At 69.9% G+C, this 22184-nt stretch carries 21 protein-coding genes; 9 read left to right on the forward strand and 12 right to left on the reverse strand.

Annotated features, from left to right (window positions below; all coding sequences use genetic code 11):
• The first annotated feature begins 57 nt into the window (after window positions 1-57).
• The 4 genes from HS104_35020 to HS104_35035 are packed head-to-tail and all read left to right on the forward strand — an operon-like array spanning window position 58 to window position 3372.
• Window positions 58-1371 carry a sigma 54-interacting transcriptional regulator gene (locus tag HS104_35020; GenBank protein ID MBE7485168.1) on the forward strand — a complete coding sequence of 438 codons (1314 nt, stop codon included), beginning with the start codon at window positions 58-60 and terminating at the stop codon, window positions 1369-1371.
• Window positions 1368-2297 (forward strand): hypothetical protein, encoded by a 930-nt coding sequence (locus tag HS104_35025; protein MBE7485169.1) that lies wholly within the window; start codon window positions 1368-1370, stop codon window positions 2295-2297. The genes HS104_35020 and HS104_35025 overlap by 4 nt, the downstream gene beginning before the upstream one ends.
• 57 nt (window positions 2298-2354) lie before the next feature.
• Window positions 2355-2687, forward strand: coding sequence for a hypothetical protein (locus HS104_35030; protein MBE7485170.1), 333 nt, complete (start codon window positions 2355-2357; stop codon window positions 2685-2687).
• A 31-nt stretch (window positions 2688-2718) separates the two neighbouring features.
• Window positions 2719-3372, forward strand: a complete 654-nt coding sequence (locus tag HS104_35035; protein MBE7485171.1) for a hypothetical protein — start codon at window positions 2719-2721, stop codon at window positions 3370-3372.
• Between the two features lie 39 nt (window positions 3373-3411).
• On the opposite strand, the gene HS104_35040 is transcribed toward HS104_35035, so the two are convergent.
• The 6 genes from HS104_35040 to HS104_35065 all read right to left on the reverse strand — a co-directional run bounded on the left by HS104_35040 (window position 3412) and on the right by HS104_35065 (window position 7456).
• Entirely contained in the window at window positions 3412-3819 is a 408-nt protein-coding gene (locus tag HS104_35040) for a hypothetical protein (GenBank protein ID MBE7485172.1), read from the reverse strand.
• A gap of 177 nt (window positions 3820-3996) precedes the next feature.
• Complete coding sequence (locus HS104_35045) at window positions 3997-4293, reverse strand: S24/S26 family peptidase (GenBank protein MBE7485173.1); 297 nt, start codon at window positions 4291-4293, stop codon at window positions 3997-3999.
• Window positions 4293-5114, reverse strand: coding sequence for a TatD family hydrolase (locus tag HS104_35050; GenBank protein MBE7485174.1), 822 nt, complete (start codon window positions 5112-5114; stop codon window positions 4293-4295). The genes HS104_35045 and HS104_35050 overlap by 1 nt, the downstream gene beginning before the upstream one ends.
• Window positions 5111-5527, reverse strand: coding sequence for a hypothetical protein (locus tag HS104_35055; GenBank protein MBE7485175.1), 417 nt, complete (start codon window positions 5525-5527; stop codon window positions 5111-5113). The genes HS104_35050 and HS104_35055 overlap by 4 nt, the downstream gene beginning before the upstream one ends.
• A 438-nt stretch (window positions 5528-5965) precedes the next feature.
• Entirely contained in the window at window positions 5966-6529 is a 564-nt protein-coding gene (locus tag HS104_35060) for a hypothetical protein (protein ID MBE7485176.1), read from the reverse strand.
• Between the two features lie 27 nt (window positions 6530-6556).
• Complete coding sequence (locus HS104_35065) at window positions 6557-7456, reverse strand: serine/threonine protein kinase (GenBank protein ID MBE7485177.1); 900 nt, start codon at window positions 7454-7456, stop codon at window positions 6557-6559.
• Window positions 7457-7686: 230 nt separating this feature from the next.
• Between HS104_35065 and HS104_35070 the strand changes: the two genes are divergently transcribed.
• The 4 genes from HS104_35070 (at window position 7687) to HS104_35085 (ending at window position 14899) form a co-directional block, all read left to right on the forward strand.
• A complete protein-coding gene (locus HS104_35070; GenBank protein ID MBE7485178.1) occupies window positions 7687-11487 on the forward strand; it encodes an N-acetylmuramoyl-L-alanine amidase in 3801 nt (1266 codons plus the stop codon).
• Entirely contained in the window at window positions 11487-13244 is a 1758-nt protein-coding gene (locus tag HS104_35075; GenBank protein ID MBE7485179.1) for a hypothetical protein, read from the forward strand. The genes HS104_35070 and HS104_35075 overlap by 1 nt, the downstream gene beginning before the upstream one ends.
• 11 nt (window positions 13245-13255) lie before the next feature.
• The gene (locus HS104_35080; protein ID MBE7485180.1) at window positions 13256-13792 is read left to right on the forward strand and encodes a hypothetical protein; all 537 of its coding nucleotides are present in this window, start codon (window positions 13256-13258) and stop codon (window positions 13790-13792) included.
• A gap of 90 nt (window positions 13793-13882) precedes the next feature.
• Window positions 13883-14899: a hypothetical protein gene (locus tag HS104_35085; GenBank protein ID MBE7485181.1), complete on the forward strand. Its 1017-nt coding sequence runs from the start codon at window positions 13883-13885 to the stop codon at window positions 14897-14899.
• 12 nt (window positions 14900-14911) lie between these two features.
• On the opposite strand, the gene HS104_35090 is transcribed toward HS104_35085, so the two are convergent.
• From HS104_35090 to HS104_35100, 3 genes are all read right to left on the reverse strand, one after another.
• Entirely contained in the window at window positions 14912-15130 is a 219-nt protein-coding gene (locus tag HS104_35090) for a hypothetical protein (protein MBE7485182.1), read from the reverse strand.
• A 46-nt stretch (window positions 15131-15176) separates the two neighbouring features.
• On the reverse strand, window positions 15177-16415 hold the full coding sequence (locus tag HS104_35095) for a histidine phosphatase family protein (GenBank protein ID MBE7485183.1): 1239 nt from the start codon (window positions 16413-16415) through the stop codon (window positions 15177-15179).
• A 61-nt stretch (window positions 16416-16476) separates the two neighbouring features.
• Window positions 16477-16809, reverse strand: coding sequence for a hypothetical protein (locus tag HS104_35100; protein ID MBE7485184.1), 333 nt, complete (start codon window positions 16807-16809; stop codon window positions 16477-16479).
• Between the two features lie 40 nt (window positions 16810-16849).
• Here HS104_35100 and HS104_35105 point away from each other — a divergent pair, with 40 nt between their 5' ends.
• Window positions 16850-18067 carry a pectinesterase gene (locus tag HS104_35105; GenBank protein MBE7485185.1) on the forward strand — a complete coding sequence of 406 codons (1218 nt, stop codon included), beginning with the start codon at window positions 16850-16852 and terminating at the stop codon, window positions 18065-18067.
• Between the two features lie 6 nt (window positions 18068-18073).
• On the opposite strand, the gene HS104_35110 is transcribed toward HS104_35105, so the two are convergent.
• The 3 genes from HS104_35110 to HS104_35120 are packed head-to-tail and all read right to left on the reverse strand — an operon-like array spanning window position 18074 to window position 21449.
• On the reverse strand, window positions 18074-19516 hold the full coding sequence (locus HS104_35110; GenBank protein ID MBE7485186.1) for a diguanylate cyclase: 1443 nt from the start codon (window positions 19514-19516) through the stop codon (window positions 18074-18076).
• 20 nt (window positions 19517-19536) lie between these two features.
• A complete protein-coding gene (locus tag HS104_35115; protein ID MBE7485187.1) occupies window positions 19537-20517 on the reverse strand; it encodes a family 43 glycosylhydrolase in 981 nt (326 codons plus the stop codon).
• 32 nt (window positions 20518-20549) lie between these two features.
• Window positions 20550-21449, reverse strand: a complete 900-nt coding sequence (locus tag HS104_35120) for a hypothetical protein (protein ID MBE7485188.1) — start codon at window positions 21447-21449, stop codon at window positions 20550-20552.
• Window positions 21450-22184 lie beyond the last annotated feature (735 nt).

Raw genomic sequence — 22184 nt, forward strand, 5'->3', positions numbered from 1 at the left:
GGACCCTCGAGCCTGCTTTGGCTGCGGAGCGTCGGTCGCGGTAGAGTCCGAGCGGGCATGGCCGACGTGACCGAAACTCGCCAGGGCCCCGAGCAAGGCTCGGGCTCGCGGCCCGTCGTCGGTGTGGTCGTCGTGTTCTCCGAAGAGCACCCGGTGCCGGCGCCGCGGCTCCACGCCGTCACCTCGCGCGTTCGCCTCGGCCGAGACGAAGGCGTGGCCCTCCAGCTCGACGACTCGCAGGTGTCGCGGGAGCACGCCGAGCTCGCGCCGGCCGCGGGAGGCGTCAGCGTGACCGATCTCGGCAGCCGCAACGGCACCTTCGTGGACGAGCAGCGGGTCGGCGAGGCAGGCGCAGTGGCCCCGATCGGCTCGTGCATCCGCTGCGGCAAGACGCTGCTCGCGGTCGTCGAGGACGTGGAGCTGTTCCGCAAGCACGCGCCCTCCATGCGCCCGCCGTTGGTCGGTAGCGCGCGGCTGTCGGAGGTGAGCCGGCTGGTCGCCACCGTCGCGCCGTTCGCCCACCCCGTGTTGGTGCTCGGGGAGACGGGCACGGGCAAGGAGCGCGTGGCCGAAGCGGTGCACCTGGCCAGCGGGCGCGCGGGGCCGTTCGTCCCGGTGAACTCCAGCGCCATCCCCGCCGAGCTGGTCGAGTCCGAGCTCTTCGGCCACGCCAAGGGCGCGTTCTCCGGCTCGCACCAGGCGCGCACGGGACTGTTCCGCTCGGCGGACGGCGGCACGCTCTTCCTGGACGAGATCGCGGATCTGCCGCTGGCAGCCCAGGCCAAGCTCCTGCGCACGCTCGAGACCGGAGAGGTGCGCGGGGTCGGCGAGGACCGCGCGAGCACCGTGGACGTGCGCGTCGTCTCGGCCACGAATGCCGATCTCGACTCGCTGGTGCAGAGCGTTCGCTTTCGCGCCGACCTCCTGCACCGCATCGCGACCTGGCGCATCACCTTGCCGCCGCTGCGCGAGCGGACCGAAGACGTGCCGTTGCTCGCGGCGTTCTTCCTGCCGCCGGGCTCGCCCGGGTTCTCGGTTGAGGCGATGGCGAAGCTCCTGCTCTGGCGCTGGCCGGGCAACGTGCGCGAGCTGCGCGCCGCGGTGCTCACGGCCGCGGCCCGCGCGGGCGCCGACCGCGCGGGCCAGATCCTGGTGGCCCACCTGCCGCCGGAGATCGTGGCGGGTGGGGCGCGCGCCAAAGCACCGGGGTTGGACCCAGACGCAGTGTTCCGAACGCGGGTCGAGACCGCGCTCGCGCTCCGCGAGGGAAACGTCGCGCAGGTCGCCCGGGACCTCGGCTGTGGCCGCGCCTGGCTCTACCAGGAAATCAAACGCCTGGGCGTCGACGTGAACGCCCACCGCAAGCGATGAGCTGGACGAGAGCCTTCGCTTTGCTCGCGTCGGGCGCCCTCGGCGCGTGCAACGTCTTCTTCTCCCTCGACGACTACGCGGCGCCGGAGCTCGCTTCCTGTTCGAGCTGCGCCGCGGCCCGCTGCCAGTGTGCACCCAAGGCCCCGGCGGGCTTCGACCACGCGCGCCTGCGTCTCGCTGCCAAGACCGCGGACGTGTGTCCCGCCGGCACCGTCGCCGGAGTGGCGATGGGGCAGGGGGCGAAGGACGACGGCTGCGCTTGTGGCTGCGACAGTCCGGCGCCGGGCGCAGCCTGCGGCCTGGCGATCTTCGCGGGCAAGGGCTGCCAGGGTTCCCCCGCCGAGAGCATCACGGGCCAGAGCTGCACGGCGCTCGCCTCGAGCAGCGGCGACAAGTCGGCGGCGGTCCTGCCCGCCGCGGGTGCGATCTGCCCGGCGCAGGCGGAGCCCCGCCCGCCGGAGTTCACGAAGCGCGTCCTCGCCTGCCTCGATCAGCTCCCCGACGCCGCCGGCTGTGACGAGCGCACCACCTGCACCGCCGCGCTCGACCCGCCGTTCGACCCCTCGCCGTGCATCGTGGCCAAGCCCGGCGCGAGCGCAGCGTGCCCGGACAGCTACTCTCACCAATACACGTTTGCCACCGGCTTCGACGATCAGCGAAACTGCGACGGCTCGGCGTGCGCGTGCAGCCCGCCCGAGTGCCCCGACACGACCGTGACCTTGTGTCAGGACGCGGCTTGCCAGAACGCCTGCGGACTCTCCGCCCAGAGCTTCACCAACTGCAAGGACTTCGCCGGGCTCACCCACGGCCGCGTGGACTTCGACGGCAAGACGAAGGGCGCGTGCGCGCCGAGCGGCGAGGCCACGTCGTCCGGATCGCTCACGCCCAAGGGCTCGGTGGTGGTGTGCTGTCGGGGGGCGCTCTGAGGGCTGGTTTCCGGGCGGTTGGGCCGCCCCCAGCGTCCGTGGCACACTGAACGCGTCATGCGCTGGCTGGTCCGCCGCGCCTCGCTGCTGCTCGCGCTGCTCTCCGGCTGCGCCGGTGACGGCGCGCCTGCCGGCCAGAGCTCGGCAGACGCCGCGGCTCCGACGGATCCCGCCTGCTCGGAGTCCGCCGTGTTCTCTCGGTTGCTGGACGGCAGTTGCGTCACCGGCGCCGTCTGCGACATTCGCGTTCAGTTCCAGTGCGAGCCGGGAGTGAAGTACGTGACTGGTCTCCGGGAGTACGCCTGCTCTTGCCCGACCGGAGCCTGGGAGTGCACTTTCACTGGTGGCAGTCTCAGCCTCAATTCGTGCCCGGACGCCGGCGCCGACTGATTCCGTCGCCGGATTCGAGTACCATCGAGGCATGCGCGCGCTCGGCTTGCTCGCTCTGGTGGTCGGTTGCGGTGGAGGTGACGACGGCGGCGGCGGGGCCGCGTCGAGCTACGGCGGGCACGACCTCGGGGGCCTGAGCGAGAGCTGCGAGGGCGTCGCCGGCCTGACCGGGGATGCGCTGCTCGCCCAAAAGACCGACCAGGTCGCCGCGACGCTCGGCTACGTCACGGCGTCCGGGGACAAGGTCTCGCCCACCGCGCTCACGCTCGATCTGACCTGGCCCGCCGCGCCGGTGGCCACCTGCTTCCCCGCTCACAACGAGGCCGCCGTGACCGCCGAGCCCCGCGTGGGGATCCGAGGCGTGGGCATGCGCTTCGTCACCGCGGACGGCAAGTTCGACGAGACCCTCGACGCCACCGCCTGGCTGACGTCGACGAGCGGAGTGCCGAGCTTTCCGCTGGTGGTCGGCGTGACCACGCGGAGCGCCTTGAAGGGAAGCTGGGAGCCTTTCCCCGACTACGGAGCCGCCGGCAGCACCCTCGCCTTCGTGAACCGCCTGACCGGCGCGACCTCCGCGCAGAGCGGCGGCAACATCAACATGACCGCGGCGACGCTCGACGAGCTCCGCGCCGGCGTGTTCCGGTCGGGCTTCGCGATGGCGCTCTGGCCCGTGGCGAATCCCTGACCCGGCCTGCGCTGCATCGAGCGATGCGCGGTCGGCGAGTTACAGCCCGCAGGCCGACTTGTCGACGGTCACTTCTTCGAGCGCGCCGCTCGTTTCGAGCGTGAACTTCGTGCAGGTCGAGCCGTCGGTGGCGTGCCAGATCTTCTTGCCGCCCTCTTCCTTCTGAGGCTTCCCGACCTTGGCCTCGAACGCCGCGATCTTCTTGTCCATCGGGTCGTTCATCTTCTTCATGTCGTTGAGCTCGGCCTCGTAGGCCGCCTGCACGTCCTTGGTCTTGAGCGTGACGGCAGCGGCCCCGCCGCCCCTTGCCGCTGCGGACGCTGCGGACGCCGAGCCCGCCGGCGCGCTGCCGCTCGCTTCCTTGTTGCAGCCGCACAAACCCGTCAGAGCCACACTGAACACGACGCCCACTGCAAGGCGAACGCGCATTCCGATTGCCGTCTTCATGTTTCGCCCCCTTTCCGAGCGCCACCATCGTGCGCAGCGCGACGGGATGCAAGCCCGATTTCTCTCGTGGCCGTTCGCGTCGAGCCGCGCTCGGGCGGCTCCGTGGGGAGCGCGCTCGGCTCGGGGGCGTTCGTGGCCATGGGTCGCGCAGAATGGCTGCAGATTCGGGGGCCTGACTCAGCGCCCGACGAGCACGCCGAACACTCCGCTTCGGGTGATCCAACCGTTCAGGCCGCCGCGGTTGTTCCCGATCAGGTAGCGTTCGCCTTGCACGGCGTGGATCAGGTGCAGGTACTCCTGGCCGCGCACGCGGCAGAGGACGATGTCGCCGCTGGTCAAGGCGCGGTCGCCGAGCGGGGCGACCGTCACGCGCTGCCCGCTCTCGATCAGACCGCGCATGCTGCCGCCACGCGGGCAGAAGCTCAGCGTCTCGCCCGCCCGGAGCCGCGCGATGTAGCCGCTGGCCCAGCCCATCACGCCACCTCCGGACTCTCGAGGCGGAAGAAGCGCCGAGCCGTCGCGGTCGAGGACTCGGCCACGGCCGACTCGCTCCGGCCCGTGACGGCGGCGACCGCCGCGAGCACCAGCGGAAGAAACGCGGGCTCGTTGCGGCGGCCCGCGCTTCTGGGCGCGCCACGCGGCAACAGGAACGGCGCGTCGGTCTCCAGCATCAGGCGGTCGGGTGGGAAACGCGGTGCCGCGCGTCTCAGAGCGCCGCCGCGGCGCTCGTCGCTGATCCAGCCGGTGATGCCGATGTGGCAGTCGAGCTCCAGGTAGCGCTCGAGCTCGGCCTCGTCGCCGGTGAAGCAGTGCACGACCGCGCCCCCGAGCGCGGGCCGGTGCTCGCGCAGGATGGAGACGAAGTCGTCGTGTGCGGCGCGCTCGTGCAGGAACACGGGCAGCCCGAGCTCGACCGCGAGCCCGAGCTGCGCGGCGAACGCGCGCCGCTGCGTGTCCCTCGGCGAGAAGTCTCGATCGTAGTCGAGGCCGCACTCGCCGATGGCGACCACGACGCGCCGGCCGGCCAGGTCGCGGACGGCTGCCAGCTCGCGCAGCGTCGCCGGCGCCTCGCGATCGAAGCTCCGCGCGTCGTGCGGGTGGACGCCGGCGGTCGCGCTCAGATCCGAGTGCGCGCGGGCGAGATCCACGGCGGCGCGGCTGCCGGGCACGCTGGTGCCCGTCAGGATCTGGTGCACGACGCCGGCCGCCCGGGCCCGCGCCAGCACGGCCTCGCGGTCCCGAGCGAACTGCCGGTGCGTGAGGTTCACGCCGATCTCGATCAGCTCGTTCATCATCGCGCCTCCGCGCTGGCCACGGCTGGGGACGGGAGCGCGTACTCGGGGTAGAGCGCCGCCACGATCAGGTCGCGGTAGACCTCGGGCGCCCAGGCGATGCGTTGCAGCATGTTGCTCCTCGGGATTGGAACGTAGACCCATTGCGTGTCGGGCACGGAGCCCGCGCGCGGTCGCACCGTGCGGTGCAGGCGCCCACGCGTCCAGGCGAGGAGCACCAGACACTCGGTGGTGCGTCTGCGGAGCAGCAAGAGCTCCTGCTGCACCTCGGCCATGGGCTCGGTCCAGCGCTGGCGCAGGCGCCGTTTCAGGGTGAGGCTCTGGGCAACCAGAGCACGGATGTCGGCGCGCAGGCGCGCGCGATCGACGCAAGCGGGCGTCGGGTTCGTAGATGGAGTCGTATTGTCTGAGCTCATTGTCTCTTTCTCATGGGGCAAAAGGTCTGGGGGAGATCGCGGGCGCGGGCGCGGGCGTGCTCGCGGCTCGGAGGCCCGCGCGTCGAACGGCACGCCCGTGTCCGGCGTGCGCGACGGCGACCTCGGTTGCGGGGGCTCGGATCGAACGAGCGTCTCCGGGAGGCTATCCCGGCGTAGGGGCCACTCCTACTACCCCGCTCTGCACGCGCGAGAGCGCGCACGCACGCGACGAGCGTAGCGGACGCGGGGCACGTGTGAACCGCGAATCGAGCGCCCGGGCTCATCGCGAAGGGGGTCGCGGCGCACCGGGTTTTCTCTGGAAATCTAGCTGAATTCTGCGGTCTAAGAGCCTGTCACTTCCAATCGCTGGATGAGCCCATGTTAGGCGCCCAGGTGGCTTCGGTCAAGGCAGCCCGCTCGAGATTGGCGAGGGTCGAGTCAGAAACACTCCGGCTTCGGCACCTTCACGCGCCCCGTGTAGGTGAACGGCGGGTCGCAGGGATCCTTGGGCTTGGCTCCGGCGGGCACCTTCACACCGGGCTTCGCAGTCGCGGTCGCGCTCGTGGTCGCGAGCGGAGCAGGCTCAGCCGGTGCGCTCGGTGAAATTGGCGGATCGACCGCTGCCGTGGGCAGTGCGCTCGGCGTCGTCACTGCGGCGGCGGGTCCGATCGCGCTCGCGGGGGTTGTCTCCGCGCCTCTCCCTCGGGCCGCGAGCACCACCAGCACTATGGCGCAGAACAGGACCGCTCCGAGGAGCGAGCCGCCTAGCGCCAGCCACAGGCGGTCGCGGGGCTTCGCCGGCTCCTCGGGCGAGGAGCGCATCGCCGTCATGTCACTGGTGACGAGCGAGGTGCTCTCGGGGGCGTCGCTGTGCTCGGTCGAGACGGCGGTCGCTGCGCTGCGTGAGGAGACCGGTGCCGAGCGAGGCTCCGGGAGCGTCTGATCGCCGGCCTCGATGCGAGCCACGCGCTCGGCGCGCTCGGCTTGCGTCTGGCCCGCCACCCGCTCCACCCACTCGGCGACCGCGCGCTACGAGGCCGGCGAGAGCGCATGCTCCACCGCCAGCGCGAAGTCCCGCGCCGACTGGAATCGCCGCGACGGGTCGACCGCGATGGCCTGCATGACCACGGCGTCGAGCTCCGCCGGCACCTCGGCCGCGAGCTCGCGCACCGAGTGCTTCGCCCCGGCGCTCACCAGCTGGAAGGTATGGGCGTCGTTCGCGCCCTGGAACAGCCGGCGCCCCGTCAAGAGCTCCCAGGCCATCACGCCGGTGGAGTAGACGTCGGTGCGGCGATCCACCTCCGCGCCCGTGATCTGCTCCGGCGACATGTACGCCGCCTTGCCCTTGACCTCGCCGGCGCGGGTCGTGGCCAGGCGTTCCGCCGCGTGAGCGATGCCGAAGTCGAGGACCCGCGCGAGGCCATCGGCGCCCACCATCACGTTCTGCGGCGAGACGTCGCGGTGCACGATCGAGAGCGGGGCGCCGGTCTCGCTCTTGGCCTCGTGGGCGGCGTGCAGGCCCGTCAACGCGCCCACCAAGATCGCGCTGGCGATGTCCAGCGGGATGCGCCGCCCCGCCAGCGCCTCCGTGCGCGAGAGGGCTGACAGCGACTCGCCCGCCACGTAATCGAGCACGATGAAGAGCTCGGTGGGCAGCGACACCACGTCGAGGATCGGCACGACGTTCGGGTGTCGGACCCGCGCGGCGAGCCGAGCCTCGTCGAGGAACATCGACACGAACTCCGGCTCGAGCGCCAGGTGCGGGTGCAAGCGCTTGATGGCGACGATGCGCGAGAAGCCCACCGGCCCCACCATGCGCCCGAGGTGCACCTGGGCCATGCCGCCCTGGGCGATGGACTCGAACAGGAGGTAGCGACCGACGCGCTCCGGCTCGGCTCTGGCAGGGGGCAGCGTCGCCGAGCTACTCACGCTCGCACCTCGAAGGCACCGACCCGAGCTTAGCACCCTCGCCCCCCGGCCGGGTCCGGTGTCGGAGGACATGTCAGACACTGTCAACGCCGAATACAGCGGTAAAAATGCTGATTTCGACGTTGGCCGTGTCAGCGAGAGGACGCGCCCCGGGTGGGAAAACCAGCGCAATTGCCGCCACTGTCGTTGGAACGGCACCTGCAATCCCACCTGCCCGGAGGTCTGTCGTCATGTTGCGTCACCGGCTCGCCGTGCTGTCTCGCTGGTTCTTGGGACTGAGCCTGATCGTCGTGGCGACGCTCGCGGGTTGTGCCGTGCCGCTCGGCGGGGACGAGCACGAGGCCTGCGAGCTCGAGCCGCAGGCCATCGCCTCGACGCCCCAGGGCCTCGAGGAGGAAGAGGTCGGCACGGTGCAAGAGGAGCTCTCGAGCCACTCCTGCAAGATGTCCGGGGCCAAGGGCTACAGCTCGGGAAGTGCGTTCGACATCAAGGTCGTCACCGTGGACGGCAAGAAGGTCGAGTGGAAGACGGCCAACGCCTACCTGCGCATGGCCGAAGCGGCAGCCAAGGACGGCGTGCAGATCCGCATCGTGAGCGGGTTCCGCAGCAATGCGGAGCAGCAGTACCTGTACAGCTGCTACAAGAACTGCAGCTGCAACAGCTGCAACCTGGCCGCCCCTCCAGGCTACAGCAACCACCAGAGCGGGCACGCCCTCGACTTGAACACCAGCGCGGGCGGCGTCTACAACTGGCTGTCGAAGCACGGCGGCAAGTTTGGCTTCAAGCGCACCGTCCCGAGCGAGGCCTGGCACTGGGAGTGGTGGGGTGACGACGCGGGTGTGGGTCCCTGCAACGGTCCCACGCTCAAGGCCAAGGTCACCAAGCGCTGGAGCAACGCCAAGCGCTACCGCGGCAAGAAGGCGCACTACGCCGTGTGCGCGGGCGAGGACTTCAAGTACAGCTTCACCTTCAAGAACAAGGGCACCGCGACCTGGCACGACGTGGACGGCCGCGGCAAGAAGGTGGGCAGCGACGTCTTCCTGGTCACGGCCAGCGGCAAGACGGACAAGCTCACGGGTCGGAAGCGCTTCTCGGTCGACCTCAACAAGAACGCGCACGTCCACGGGGACCGCAAGGCCAAGGACTGCAGCAGCAAGAACGGCTGCCGGCGCACTACCTTCATCAAGGGCGCCATCGAGGCGACCGCGCCGAAGAAGCCGGGCGTCTACACCACGCGCTGGCGCCTGCGCGACTACAGCAAGGCCTGGGGCAAGAAGTCGAAGGGCTTCGGGCCGAAGGTGGAGCTCAAGTTCAAGGTCGTGAGCTGCGAGCAGCCCAAGGCCGAGTGCGGGTGCCGCGTATGGTGCACCGACGGCAAGAGCCAGAAGCTCTCGGCCAGCATCTCGACCGCGGCGATGTGCAAGGCCGTCGGTGACACGGCGTGCAAGCCGGCCGCCTACCTGGATCACAGCTTCCAGGCCTGCGCGAGCACGGGCACCGGCGGGAGCGGAGGCAGCGCAGCCGGCGGGGCGGCGACCGGCGGCGGTAGCGACGAGCCGGAGCCTGGCGACGAATCGGCCGAGGGCGACGAGGCGAGCAGCGCTTCATCCGCCGACGAGTTGCCCGAGGCGGAGAGCAGCGCGAGCGACGAGGGCGACGAGAACGACGACAACGGTATCGAGTCCGCGGACGAGGAAGAGGACGGCGTCGGTACGGAAGAGCCCGACGACGCCGACTTCGAGGATGACGGCTACCCCGGCTACGACGAGACGGACGCGACGACGGCGGAGGCAGCCGGCTGCTCGCTGTCGCGTCCGAACGGGGGCGCGCCGCTGGGGCTCGGGTTCCTGGGTGTGCTCGCGGCGACACTGCTCGTGCGCCGGCGCCGAGGCGCGCAGAGCCGTCGAGCTCCGCTGGCAGTCCTGGGCATGATTGCGCTGCTCTTCATCGGCTGCAGCGCCGACACGTCGGTGCCCGCCCGGCGCGCGACGCTCGAGGGCGACTCGCCGCTCGTGGGGCTCTTCCACGACGCGGAGACGGAGACCGGCGTTCCGGCGGAGATGCTGGCGACGCTGTCCTGGCTTCAGGCGCGCCTGAGCATGAATCTGACGGCGCCCGACGCCGAGTCCCACGGCGCGCCGCGGGAGCAAGGTTTGATGGCGATCGGGACCGGCGGCCTCAGAACGCTCGACGAGGTCGCCAACGCCGCGAGCCTCGCGCCGAGCGAGGTGGCGACGGACCCCCGCGCCAACGTGCGCGCCGCCGCGCGCTGGCTCGCCGCCGAGGCGAGGCGTCAGGGGCTCACTCCGGCGGCGGACCGTGACTGGGCGCCGGTCCTCCGGGCCTGGGGCGGTGACGACGTGTCTGCCGGCGTGCTGCGCCTGCTCTCCACTGGCTGGGAAGGCAGCGACGACGAGGGCCGCGGCGTGTCGGTCGGCGGCAGCGAAGCCGAGCTCGATCCGGAGCAGAGCGGAATCGGCAGCGTGCAGCAGGGGCTCGGCTACCCGGGTGGCAAGTGGAGCCCCGCGGCTCCTGGCAACTACACCAACGCCAGTCGCGGCGCCTCGCAGATCAACTACGTCGTGATCCACACCATCCAGGGCTCCTACGCCGGCGCCATCAGCTGGTTCAAGAACCCTTCCGCCAAGGTCAGCTCGCACTACGTGGTGCGCTCGCACGACGGCGCGGTCACGCAGATGGTGGACGACCGCGACATCGCCTGGCACGACGGCTGCTTCAACACCAACTCCATCGGCATCGAGCACGAGGGGTTCGTGAGCGCTCCGGGCAAGTGGTACACGGAGGAGATGTACCGGTCGAGCGCCCGCCTCACGGCGTGGCTCTCCGACAAGTACGGCATCCCGAAGGATCGCAAGCACATCCTCGGTCACGCCGAGACGCCGGACTGCAGCGATCACACCGACCCGGGCTCCGGCTGGAACTGGGGCCTCTACATGAAGCTCGTGAAGAACGGCGGCAAGCTCGAGACGCTGAAGGCCAAGAGCGTCAAGAAGTGGAGCAACGCCCGGCGCTATCGCGGCAAGAACGCGGACTACGTGGCCTGCGCCGGCGACGACGTGAAGCTGTCGTTCACTTTCAAGAACGTCGGGAGCGCCATCTGGCACGACATCGAGGGCCGGGGCACGAAGGTCGGCAGCGACGTCTTCCTGGTGACGACGAGCGGCAAGGCGGACGCGCTCACCGGGCGCAAGCGCTTCAGCCTGCGGAACAACTTGAACCAACACGTCCACGGCGACCGGAAGGCCAAGAACTGCAGCACCAAGAACGGCTGCCGCAAGACCACCTTCGTCGCCGGCGGCATGAAGGCCAAGGCGCCGGGCAAGCCGGGCGTCTACCACTCGCGCTGGCGCCTCCGGGATTACAGCAAGGCCTGGGGCAAGAAGTCGAAGGGCTTCGGGCCCAAGGTGGACCTCAGCCTGAAGGTGGTGAAGTGCGATCAGCCGAAGGGTGAGTGCGGCTGCCGCGTGTGGTGCAGCGACGGCAAGAGCGACAAGCTCGCGGCCAGCATCGACAGCGCGGCGGCGTGCAAGTCGGTGGCACAGACCTACTGCTCGCCGGACAAGCTCCTCTCCCACAGCTTCCAGGCCTGCGCGCCGAGCGGCGACCAGGCCTCCGGCGGCGGCGAGGGCGGCGCGAGCGGCGCCGACGAGGGAGCCGCCGGCGCGGGCGGCGAAGGCGGCGCGAGCTCGGAGCCTCCCCAGGGAGCAGCCGGCGCCGGCGGCGCGGCTGGCGAGATCTCCGAGCCCGCCGAGGGCAGCGAAGACGACGACAACGGCTACGAGGTCGAGGACAGCGAGGACGATCCGGACGTCTTGCCGGTGGAAGACGACGCCGACTTCAGCGATGACGGCTTCGACGGCGACGAGGACTCGATGCCCGATCTGGACTCCAGTGCGGGAGGCTGCGCGATCGGCCCGGCGAGCCGCCCGGCCCACGCGCCGCTCCTCGCGCTCCTGGCAGCTGGCGCAGTCGTCGGTCTCCGGCGGCGCGACCGGAAGGGAGGCCTGTGATGTTGCCTCGGCTCACTCTACTCGCGCTCAGCGCCGTCGCCGTGTCCTCGCTCTCGACGCTCGGGTGCACCGCGGAGGTGGCGAACGAAGAGCTCGGCCAGCGCCAGGAAGCGCTCAGCGCGCCGAAGAAGGCCTTCTGCTCGATCCCGGTGGAGGGGCGCGGCCAGAAGGCGATGGAGACCGACTACATCCCGCACGTCATCACCTGCGAGAACGGCGGGGCCGACCTCGAGGCGCTCAAGGCGCAGGCCATCGCCGCCCGCTCCGTCGCGTATTACTCGATGCTCACCAAGGGCAGCATCTGCGACAGCCAGGGCTGCCAGGTGTACGGCTGCGGCGCGACGCCCTCGGAGAAGGCCAAGCGCGCCGCCCGCGAGACGGCGGGCATGTACCTCTCGCACGGCGGGACGCTCACCTACGCGTTCTACGTCGCCGGCGACTCGGGCGCGTCGGGCCCCGCATGCAAGGACTACGGCGGCTCCACCAGCCACTACGTCACCTACAACTGGGGCAAGACCGGCAAGCAGGTCGAGCAGACGTCCCTGGGTTACATCGGGCCTCCGGGCTTCGGTCAGAACCGCGGCTGCATGAGCCAGTGGGGAGCGCGCTGTCTGGAGAAGGCGCGCGACTTCAACTACCTCGAGATCTTGCGCTTCTACTACGGGCAGGACATCAAGCTGAGCCAGGCCGAGGGCGACTGCGTGCCCGACACCAAGACGCTGCGCGCCAAGCTCACGAAGAAGTGGAGCAACGCCAAGCGCTACCGCGGCAAGCAGGCGGACTACGTGGTGTGCGCCGAGCAGCCCTTCCGCATGACGTTCTCGTTCAAGAACACCGGCAGCGCCACCTGGCGCGACGTGAAGCAGCGCGGCAAGAGCATGGGCTCGGACGTGTTCCTGGTGACCGCCAGCGGCAAGACCGACGCGCTCACCGGACGCAAGCGCTACAGCCTGCGCAACAACGCCAACGCGGAGGTGCGCGGTGACCACAAGGCGCCGAACTGCATCAGCAAGGACGGCTGCCGCAAGACGCGCTTCGTGGCGGGCGGCATGGACGCGGTCGCGCCCAAGAAGCCCGGGGTCTATCGGTCGCGCTGGCGCCTGCGCGACTACAGCAAGCACTGGGGCAAGAAGAGCCACGGCTTCGGCCCCAAGGTCGAGCTCAGCGTCAAGGTCGTCTCCTGCGAGCAGAAGCAGAAGGAGTGCGGCTGCCGCGCGTGGTGCACCGACGGCAAGAGCCACAAGCTCGCCGCCAGCATCGACAGCGCCTCGGCCTGCAAGTCCGTGGCCGAGACCTTCTGCGGCCCGGGCAAGTACCTGGACCACGGCTTCAGCGCGTGCCCGAGCGAGTCGCCGGTGGGCGGCGCGGAAGCGGATCCGGAAACCGAGCCGAACGCGGGCAGCGAGCCGGAGCCGGTGCCGGAGCCTGGTGCGGGGGGCGCCTCGGGCGGGGGGCAGAGCGAGCCTTCTGCCTCGAACGAGGAGCTCGAGGACGAGGAGATCGACAACGGTCTCGAGCCCGACCAAGGCGACGACGGTGACGAGGACTTCGTCGAGGAAGAGGACGACACCGACTTCAGCGACGACGGCTTCGACGGCAGCGAGGAAGGCGGAGTCATCCCCTACGACCAGGGCTGCGCCGTTTCGACCGCCGGGGCCGGCTCCGGCGGCTGGCTGGGGCTCGGGGGGCTCCTCCTCGGTCTGGCGGCGCTTGCGCGCCGACGTGGTGCAAAGACCCGAAGCGAATACACTGAGTGAAGGAGGCGACGATGCGATGGTCCATGCTGGTGCTCACGACGTCTCTCTGTGCCGCTGCGTGCGGTGGTGGCGACGGCGGTGGCAGCGGGCCGCCCGGAGCGGTCGGCGGTAGTGGCGGCGGCGGCGGCGCGCTTCCCGACGCCGACCTCCCCGAGAGCTACGCGCCGGAGCCCGGCGTGTGCCGTCCGCTATGCTGCGCCGACTCGGACTGCGGCGGCACCGAGAAGTGCGAGCCCTTCGATCCAAAGGCAGGCACCCTTGGCGTCTGCTCCGCCGGCTGGGCCGGCGAGGCGGGCACCGCGGATCCCGACGCCGGCACCCCGAGCTTCCCCCAGAGTTGCTGGACGCTGAACACGCCCGAGTGCAACCCGCTCACCAACGAGTCCTGCGCTGCCGGTGGCGCCTGCGACATCGGGGGCATGGGCGACCCCGACACGAAGCCCGTCGTGGCCTGCTACTACGACGACAACACGCAGGGGCCGGGCGAGGTCTGCGACAACGTGGAAGGCCCGTTCTGCGTGCCAGGGTTCCACTGCGTGCCGAAGTGACTCGGGCGCCTGGTGAGCGACACATTTTCTCGACCCGCGCTGTGCAGGCGCGTACCCTCCGCTTCGGGGCGGTTGTCGCGAGGAGGGCCCATGACCACCGACGAGAGCAAGGAACGACGCGCTTCGGATCCGGGCGAGGACGCAGAGGAAGCGAAGGGCGCCGAGGACGCGGACGCGAAGGCCGCAGACGCGAAGCCCGCGGACGCGAAGGACGTGGACGCGGAGGACGCGGACGCGAAGGACGCGAAGGCTGAGGACGCGGAGGCCGACGACGCGAAGGCCGACGACGCGAAGGCCGAGGACGCGAAGGCCGAGGACGCGAAGGCTGAGCCCGAGGCGCCGGCGGCGAAAGCGATCGAGCGCGAAGACGACGACGACGAAGACGACGACGAAGACGACGAAGACGACGAAGACGACGAAGACGACGAGGTCGAAGCGAAAGCGGAGCCGAGGAAGAAGTCCGCCGAGCCCGAGCCGAAGGCGAAGCGTGACGCGCCCGCGCGGGCGCGCCCAGAACCGGACGAGCCGCGAGGCCCGTCGACCTCGATGTGGATCGTCGCAGTCGGTGCGGCGGCGCTCTTGGGCTGGTACTTCATGGAGAGCTCGGACCCCTCCGTGAACCCCACGCCTTCGTCGAAGCCCCTGACTCAGCCCAGCCCGCCGCCAGAGCCACCCAAGCAGGTGACGCCGGCGCCCGCGCCAACGCCGACGCCGATCGTCGAAGCCGTGCCCGCTCCGAGCGCGGAGCCTTCGCCCGCTGCCACCGTGGCCCCTGCTGCCGTCGAGAGCGCAGCGGCCCCAAAGCCAGCGGAGCCCGCGCCGGCTGCCGGCGGTGAGGGCGCGTTCGATCGCGCGGCGGCGCTGAAGGCGCTCGCCCAGAGCGGCGCGAAGGCCGGGCGTTGTCGCTCGGCGGAAGCTCCCGCCGGAGCGGCGACCGTGGCCGTGACCTTCGAGCCGAGCGGCAAGGTTCAGAGCGCGAAGATCAACGCGATGCCGTACGCGGGGACGCTGACCGCCAAGTGCGTCACCACGAAAATCGCGGAGACGACCGTGACGCCATTCGCCGGCGCCCCGCAGACGGTGTCGGTGCAGGTTCAGCTGTACTGAGCTTTGGGCTCACTAATCCGCCGCTGCGATTCCGGCGAGCGCCGAGAGCTCTTCGCTGGTGGACGACTTCACTTGCCAGGCTGCATGTCCCGGAAGAAGCAGGTGGTGCCGCCGCTCGAGGAGGCCTGCGCCGCCGAGGGCGCCGAACCTCGCTAGCCTCGCGCCATGGTGCTCGACGCCGAAGGGCGCGCCGTCGATTTCGGTAGGACCGCCGACGACTACGACCGGCATCAGCCTGGCTTCCCTGCCTCGTTTGCGCGCTGCCTGCTGGGTGCCATCACCCCTGCGGCCAAGGCCCCATCGAGAGCGGAGCGTCCGAGCGATCCGGCAAGCTCGGCTCGAGCTCCACGCGGTGCTCCTCGTAGCCGTAGGCCGTCGGCGTGAGCTCGATGATCGAGTGCAGGGGGATGGGGACGTGGGGGCACTCTTCTTGGGGGCGCCCGGTGAGGTAGCCGTACAGCGCGCGGACGATGGCCTGATGGGCGACCAGCAGGATGGGGTGACGCTGGCGCTCGATGTCCACGATGATGGGCTCCAGGCGCTGGATCACGTCGGAGTAGGACTCGCCGCGGGGGTAGCGGTAGCGGAACTTGTCGGCGCTGCGCGCGCGGTACTCGTCGGGGAGGTCGCGCTTGATCTCCTCGTAGGTCATGCCGTCGCAGATGCCGGCGTCGATCTCGTCGAGCGCGCGGCGCGCGATCGGGCGGATCCCGAGCTGAGATGCAGTCTGGATGGAACGCTTGAGCGTGCTCGTCCAGACGACCAGACGGTCCACCTTGGGCTGGCGGAGCATGAACTCCGCGAGGCTGCGCGCGTAGGCAAAGCCGCGCGGCGAGAGATCGCTGTCGCCGCCGATGCGGTCTTCCGTGTTGAACACGCTCTCACCGTGCCGAGTGAGCCAGATCTTGCGACGCGCTGGGTGGATGTTCATCAGGAAGAACATCAGGCGCGCGCTGAAGTAGCCCGCCATGCGGTTCACGACGACCTGCCGGCCCTCGTCGATGATCTTGACGTAGCTCTTGTCGGGTTCGTCCACCGGCTCGTAGTTGCGCTCGTACAGCGCGATGCGCTCGCGGAAGTCCCTCACGGCCTCTTCCGGGTCCACGTCCAGGTAGTCCGGGGAGCGCAGCTTGTTGTCGCGGACGTTGCGCTCGACGACCGCCTGGTCCTCGCAGATGCTCTCGATGAAGACGACCTGGATGCCCACGGCATGGCAGCGGCGCCAGATGGCGTCCCGGCGTGCTCTCTCGATGTTGGTGGCGTCGTAGATGGCGACATCTCCGCCGTCGTGCAGCCACCACATCATGTCGTCGAGCGCCCGCATCGCGATGGCCTCGCGCAGCTCGCTGTTCGTCGTGTCGTCCGGGTCGAAGAAGCTCGCGGGCTGGCGGGCCCCGACCTGCGAGCGGCGGTACTCGCCCACGTTGAAGGTGCGCGTCGAGTACCCCAGCCAGGAGAGGTAGCGGGCGATCTTGCGCGCGATGTAGGTCTTGCCGCGCGCCGGCAGGCCCACCATCACCAGGACGTGCTTGGGCAGCTCGTGGCCTTCGAAGATCACCTTCGGGCTCCGTCGGTGGTCATTTGCCGAGCTCGTCGCAGCGGGCGAGCTCGCTCGCGTTGTTGGCGAACTGCACGCACTCGAGCTGCGCCCGCGAGCCGTGCGACATGCAGCGGTCCACGGTGTTCTTCTGCTCCTTGCTGTTCACCCGTCCGAGCTCCTTGTTGCGCAGCTCGTTGACGCGGATGGTCATCTGCACGCACTCGGCGCGGCTGAGCTCGCCGCTCGCCTCCGCCTCCGCCGAGCCCAGCTTGTCGCAGGCAGGCAGGAGAGAAAGCGCGACGATCAGCGCGAGACGCACGGCGTCGATCTTGTCGGTGGAACCCGTGCCAGTCAACTTGAGGCGCGGCACCCCCTGGCGCGCAGCGGGGCTTTTCCCTACGCTCTGGCGCATGCTGGCGCGGTCGATCGGGGTAGTGTGCTTTTTGGGGTGCGTCGGGCTCTTCGGCTGCGGCGAAGACGACGAGGAGGTTGCTGCCGGTACCGGCGGCAGCTCGGGCAGCGGCGGGGCCGCGGGCGCCGGGGGCAGCGGCGGCAGCGCAGGTGTTCCGGCGAAGGGCGAGTTTCTGAGCATCGAGCCCGGGGGCGAGACCATCTGCTCGCGCGGCACGCCGTTCCGCTACTTCGTCGCCGGCGGCGATCCGAAGAAGTTGGTCATCGACTTCCGAGGCGGCGGCGCCTGCTGGAACCAGCTCACCTGCTCGATCTCGGACGCCATCTTCTCGCCGGAGGCGCCGACGGAGGCGCAGGCCAAAGCGGCGCTCGGGGGCGCTGCGGGCGGCATCTACCGGCTCGACGACAGCAAGAACCCGGTGGCAGGATGGACTCTGGTCCACATTCCCTATTGCACTGGCGACGTGCACTGGGGTGACGCCGTCAAGGACTACGCAGCCGATCTGAAGATCCACCACAAGGGCTTCGTCAACGCGCAGACGGTGCTGAAGTGGATCTTCGAGCGCTACGAGCCCGAGCAGATCCTGGTCACGGGTTGCAGCGCGGGCGCCTACGGCGCGATTGGCCACGCGCCCTACGTCGCCGACAAGTACCCGAACGCGAAGATCACCGTGGTGGCGGACTCGGGCTGCGGCGTAGTCAGCGACAGCTTCTTCAAAGACAGCTTCCCCAACTGGAACGCGCAGATCCCGCAGCAAGTGCCCGATCTCGCGGGTAAGGACATCACCACGCTGACGATAGTGGACCTCTACGCCGCCATCGTGAAGCACTACCCGAAGCTGCGCATCGCCGAGCAGACCACGGCCTTCGACAAGGACCAGACCTCCTACTACACGGCCATGGGCGGTGTTGCGTCGGACTGGTCGGGCAAGATGCAGCAGACCTTGGCGGACATCAGCGCTGCCGCGCCGGGCTTTCGCTACTACCTCTCGCCGGGGCCGCTGCACTGCCTGCACCCGTACGACTCGATGTTCGAGCGCAAGAGCGAGGGTAAGGCCTACGTGGACTGGCTGAGCGAAATGCTGAACGGAGCTTCGCCACCGGCCAGCGTGGGTTGTACCGCGACCAGCTGCAAGCAGGACCCGGTCTGCGACGCCTGCAAGGCCGGCTCGGGGCTGCCGGAGTGCAGCTGGTGCGACGGCTGGACCGGACAGTAGCGGCGCTCAGCGCACGCAGTTGCGGCCGGCGTGCTTGGCTTCGTACAAGCGAGCATCGGCCAGAGCCACCAGCGCCGTCGCATCGCTCGCGTCGGGCGGCAGCTCCGCGACCCCTACCGACACGGTGAAGCGACGCAGGCCGCCGCGCTCGCGGGCGACGTGCTCGCGTAGTGCCTCCAGGAGCACCAACGCGGCGCTCTTCGAGGTCTCCGGCAGGATGAGCAAGAACTCCTCGCCGCCCCAGCGCGCCACGCAGTCGGTCTTGCGGACGCGCGACGTCAGGTCGTCGGCGAACGCCTTCAGCACGTCGTCTCCGGTCTGATGCCCGTGCTCGTCGTTGATGCGCTTGAAGTGGTCGAGGTCCAGCATGGCGAGCGAAAAGCTGCGGCCGGTGCGCCGTGAACGCGCGATCTCCTCCGTCAACCGCGCCTGCACGTGGCGCCGGTTGAAGAGCCCGGTCAGCGCGTCGCGGCTCGCGAGCTCGCGGAGCTGCTCTTCGCTCGCGCGCAAGGCGGCCTCGATGCGTCGGGCGTGGCTCACGTCGCGGTAGCTCCAAACGCGCCCGATGACGTCGCCGCCCAGCCACTGGGGCCGGCTCGAGCGCTCGATGCTGCGGCCGTCGCGCAGCTCGATCAGGTCGGTCCGCTCCGAGCTGGGCTCCGCCGAGAGCTGGCGCGCTCGCGCCACGAACCCCTCGGGGTCCACGGTCTGCTCGGCCAGGTAGCGCAGGCGCGGGCCCCCGTCGCCCGCCGGTCCGAGCAGCTCCTTCGGCACGCCCCAGATCTCCACGAAGCGTTGGTTGTGCGCGATCACGCTCCCGCTCGTGTCCACCGCCAGGATCCCCTCACCGGTTGCGTCGAAGGCGGCCTGCAGCAACGAGTAAGACTCCGCGAGCTGTTTCTCGCTCTCGCGCCGTCGCTTGAGCTCGAGCGACAGCGACACCAGGCTGGCCAGGTAGCTCGCCGTGTTCTGCTCGTCGGTGAGGAAATCGCGCTCGCCGCCGACGTGCTCGTGGCACAAGACGCCCACTACCCGACCGCCGGAGCGGATGGGCGCGTCGAGCATCGCTCCGATGCCGAGCGCGCTGAGGTAGCTCTGGCTGAACTCCGAGGTCCGGGGGTCGGTGTGCGCGTCGGACGCGGCGATCACCTCCTCGGAGCAGAGCGCAGCGAAGTAGCGGGGGTAGTCTCCGGCGGCGAGCTCGATACCCCGGCTGTGGTGGCCCGTGGTGCGCTCGAACAGGTCCTCGCACACGATCTTGGAGCGTGCCTCGTCGAACAGCCACACGCTGGCCCGCGTCACGTCCAGGGCCGACACTGCGGTTTCCGTGATGGCCCGGAGCGCCCCGTCCAGATCCGACTCGTGGTGTCGCCAGCTCGCTGCGATCTGGAGCAGGGCGGCCTGCTGGCGCTGAACCCGAGAGGGCAGCGACACGGGACCGGTGGACATCGGCGCGAAGCTAACACGGGTCAGGGCTCGGGCACGACGACGCGGCCGTCGGCGCCAAAGCCGAGCGGCGCGTAGCGCAAGCGCCGGTCAGCGCCGACCTCGGGAGCTCGCTTGGTGTGATAGAAGATCGCGCGAGCGCCGTCGCGGCCCGTCGAGACGCTGTTGTGTCCCGGCGCGTAGAGCTCCAGAGCCTCGTCCGTCTTCAAAATCGGGTTGTTCGGGTAGCGCTGGTAGGGGCCCAGGGGAGCGTCGGACTCAGCCACGCCGATGGCGTAGCTCGTGCTCATGTAGATGTTCCCCGAGTACATCAGGTGGTAGCGCCCCGCGTGCTGCTCCACCCAGGCGCCTTCGACGATCAGGCCCTCCCAGCCCTCGCTGGGCGCGAGCACCAGCTTCGGTGCCACGTCGTCCAAGGTCGTGTAGTCGAGCATCGGCGTCGCGTAGATCTTGCTGGTCGGGTCGTAGGCAGAGAAGAACAGGGTGAGCTCCCCCGCGTCGTCGAGCACGAAGGCGTCGATGGCGCGTTCATCGAAGTCCAGAGGCTTCTCGCCGAGAGCTCCGTTGCCCACGTGACCGTAGCCGTCGCCGACCAGCGGGTGCTCGAACACGTCCACGAACGGTCCGAGCGGAGAGCTGGCCTTGGCGACGCCGATGCGCAGATTGGCGGTGATGTACAGATAGAAGCTGCCGTCGGGTGCAAGCTGCACGTGCGGGGCCCAGACTCCTTGCCCTGCGTTCCAAGAGCCGGGAGTCGGCTTCCACACGGCGCCGCCGAAGGTCCAGGTCTCGAGGTCGTCGCTGTGCCACACGCGCAGCTCGTCGGGAGCGTTGGTGGCGTAGAGGTACCAGGTTCCGCCGACCTGGATCACGTGTGGATCGGCGACGTCTCCGTCGGTGGGGAGCTCGATCAACCGGTGCGGGGAGCCTACTTCGCCCGGGCCGCGCTCGTCCGCTCCACAAGCGAGCACACCGAGCGCCAACAGCAAGCAGGAGCGGGACACCTACGGATCGTTACACGAAGGTGGGCTCGAGCTCACTTCGTTCCGTTCGAGGTGGGCACCCAGGCCGCCCACCACGCCCAGTTCCAGTAGTCGTCGCAAGCGCCGCTCACGAACGAGCGGAGGTTGTGAACTTGCAGGGGTTCTGGTGCCATCACCGTCTTGCTCTCACCCATCCCGACGTGGGTGCCGGGGTCGCCCGGTCCGACGTTGAACACGAGTTTGAAGTCGTCCGGAGGCTGGCCGCCGCAGCCGGTGCCACCAATCGGACAACCCAAGGGGACCTCCGTGATCGCCAGCGGCGCGTCGGAGTTGTCGATCTGCCCGTCGGTGCCGGCGAAGTACAGCCTCCCGCTCGCCGACACGGGGTTCTGCTCCCCGCCCCAGCTCGGCACGTTCTTGACGCTGATCTGACTGGTGCAGTCACCCCAAGCGGGGGAGAGCGCGTACTTGACCGACACGAATGCGTTCTCGGGCACCCACAGCTCGAGGTCCTTCGCGCTCACGCTGACCGTGGCGAACATCGGCATGCAGTCGGCGTTGGGCGGACAGGTGTCGAGGACGAAGACGTTCTTGCTCGTCTTCGCCACGCGACCCGTCGCTTGCCATTGGACCGGCGCACTCATGCTGCAGGCCGGCCCGCTCTCGCCGATGCTCGGCTCGATCGTCACCTCCAGCGTGTCGTAGGTCCGACCGCACCCGACAGCGCCGGCGGCGCCTGCGATGCCGCCCATCCCACCGCCGGCCACGCCGCCACCGAAGCCGGCCGCGCCGCCCATGCCGCCTCCCCCCGAGCCGCCGCCTGCACCGCCGCCGCCGAAGGCGCCGGCGCCACCGCTGCCGCCGCCACCGCCCGCGCTCGAGTCTTGTTCGACCGAGCCGCCGCAGGCGGCGACGAGGGTCGCGAGGACGACGAAGCTGACTTTGCGCATCATACCCGACACGTTCAGCAAGACACGTGCCGAGCGATGAGGGCGGGATTGCCGCCGACTGGCTCGGCGTCGTTGGCACAAGCTGCGCCAGCTCGCATCAGGGTGCGATCTGGATCCCCTGCACCGTGCCGCCGCTCACTGCGGCCTCCAGCACCTTCGAAGCTGGGCTCTGGTTGGCGGTCGCGAGGTCGCTGGTGACGTAGACGTCCTTCTGCGTGTCCGTGACCAGGTCGCCTCGCACGAACACGCGAGTGCTGTCCTTGGAGAACACGACGTCGTCCACGTCGAACGTGGTGGAGGTCGGCGCACCGAGGAGCAGCGTGGCGCCCGGTGTGCCGGACGAGGGCACGACCCACGCGCCAAAGGCGTTGTCCACGGCCCCGCTGCCCACGGGCCAGTCAGCGACGACCCCCAGCTTGGTGCCGTCTGGGCTCCAGCTGATCGCGCTGAAGAACGAGGGTCCGTAGCTCACGCCGCTCGCCGGAGCGGCGGTGACGCTGGTCACCGCGGCGGCGGTGGTCTGTGCCAGATCGAGGACCAGCACCTGGTAGACGCCCGCGGTCGGAGTGTCACAGCTGAACGCGAGCTTGGTGCCCGCAGCGTTGAAGCCGAAGGTCCCGACCTCCGCGTCCACGGTGCCGCCGGTGTTCTTGAGCGCGGTGCCCGGCACCTGTTCCCGGCCCGTCCCGGTGGCGCTGGCTCGGTACAGCCGGAACGAGTCGTCCACCTGGAAGTCGC

It is taken from the genome of Polyangiaceae bacterium, assembly GCA_015075635.1.
Classification (GTDB): Bacteria; Myxococcota_A; Polyangia; order Polyangiales; family Polyangiaceae; genus JADJKB01.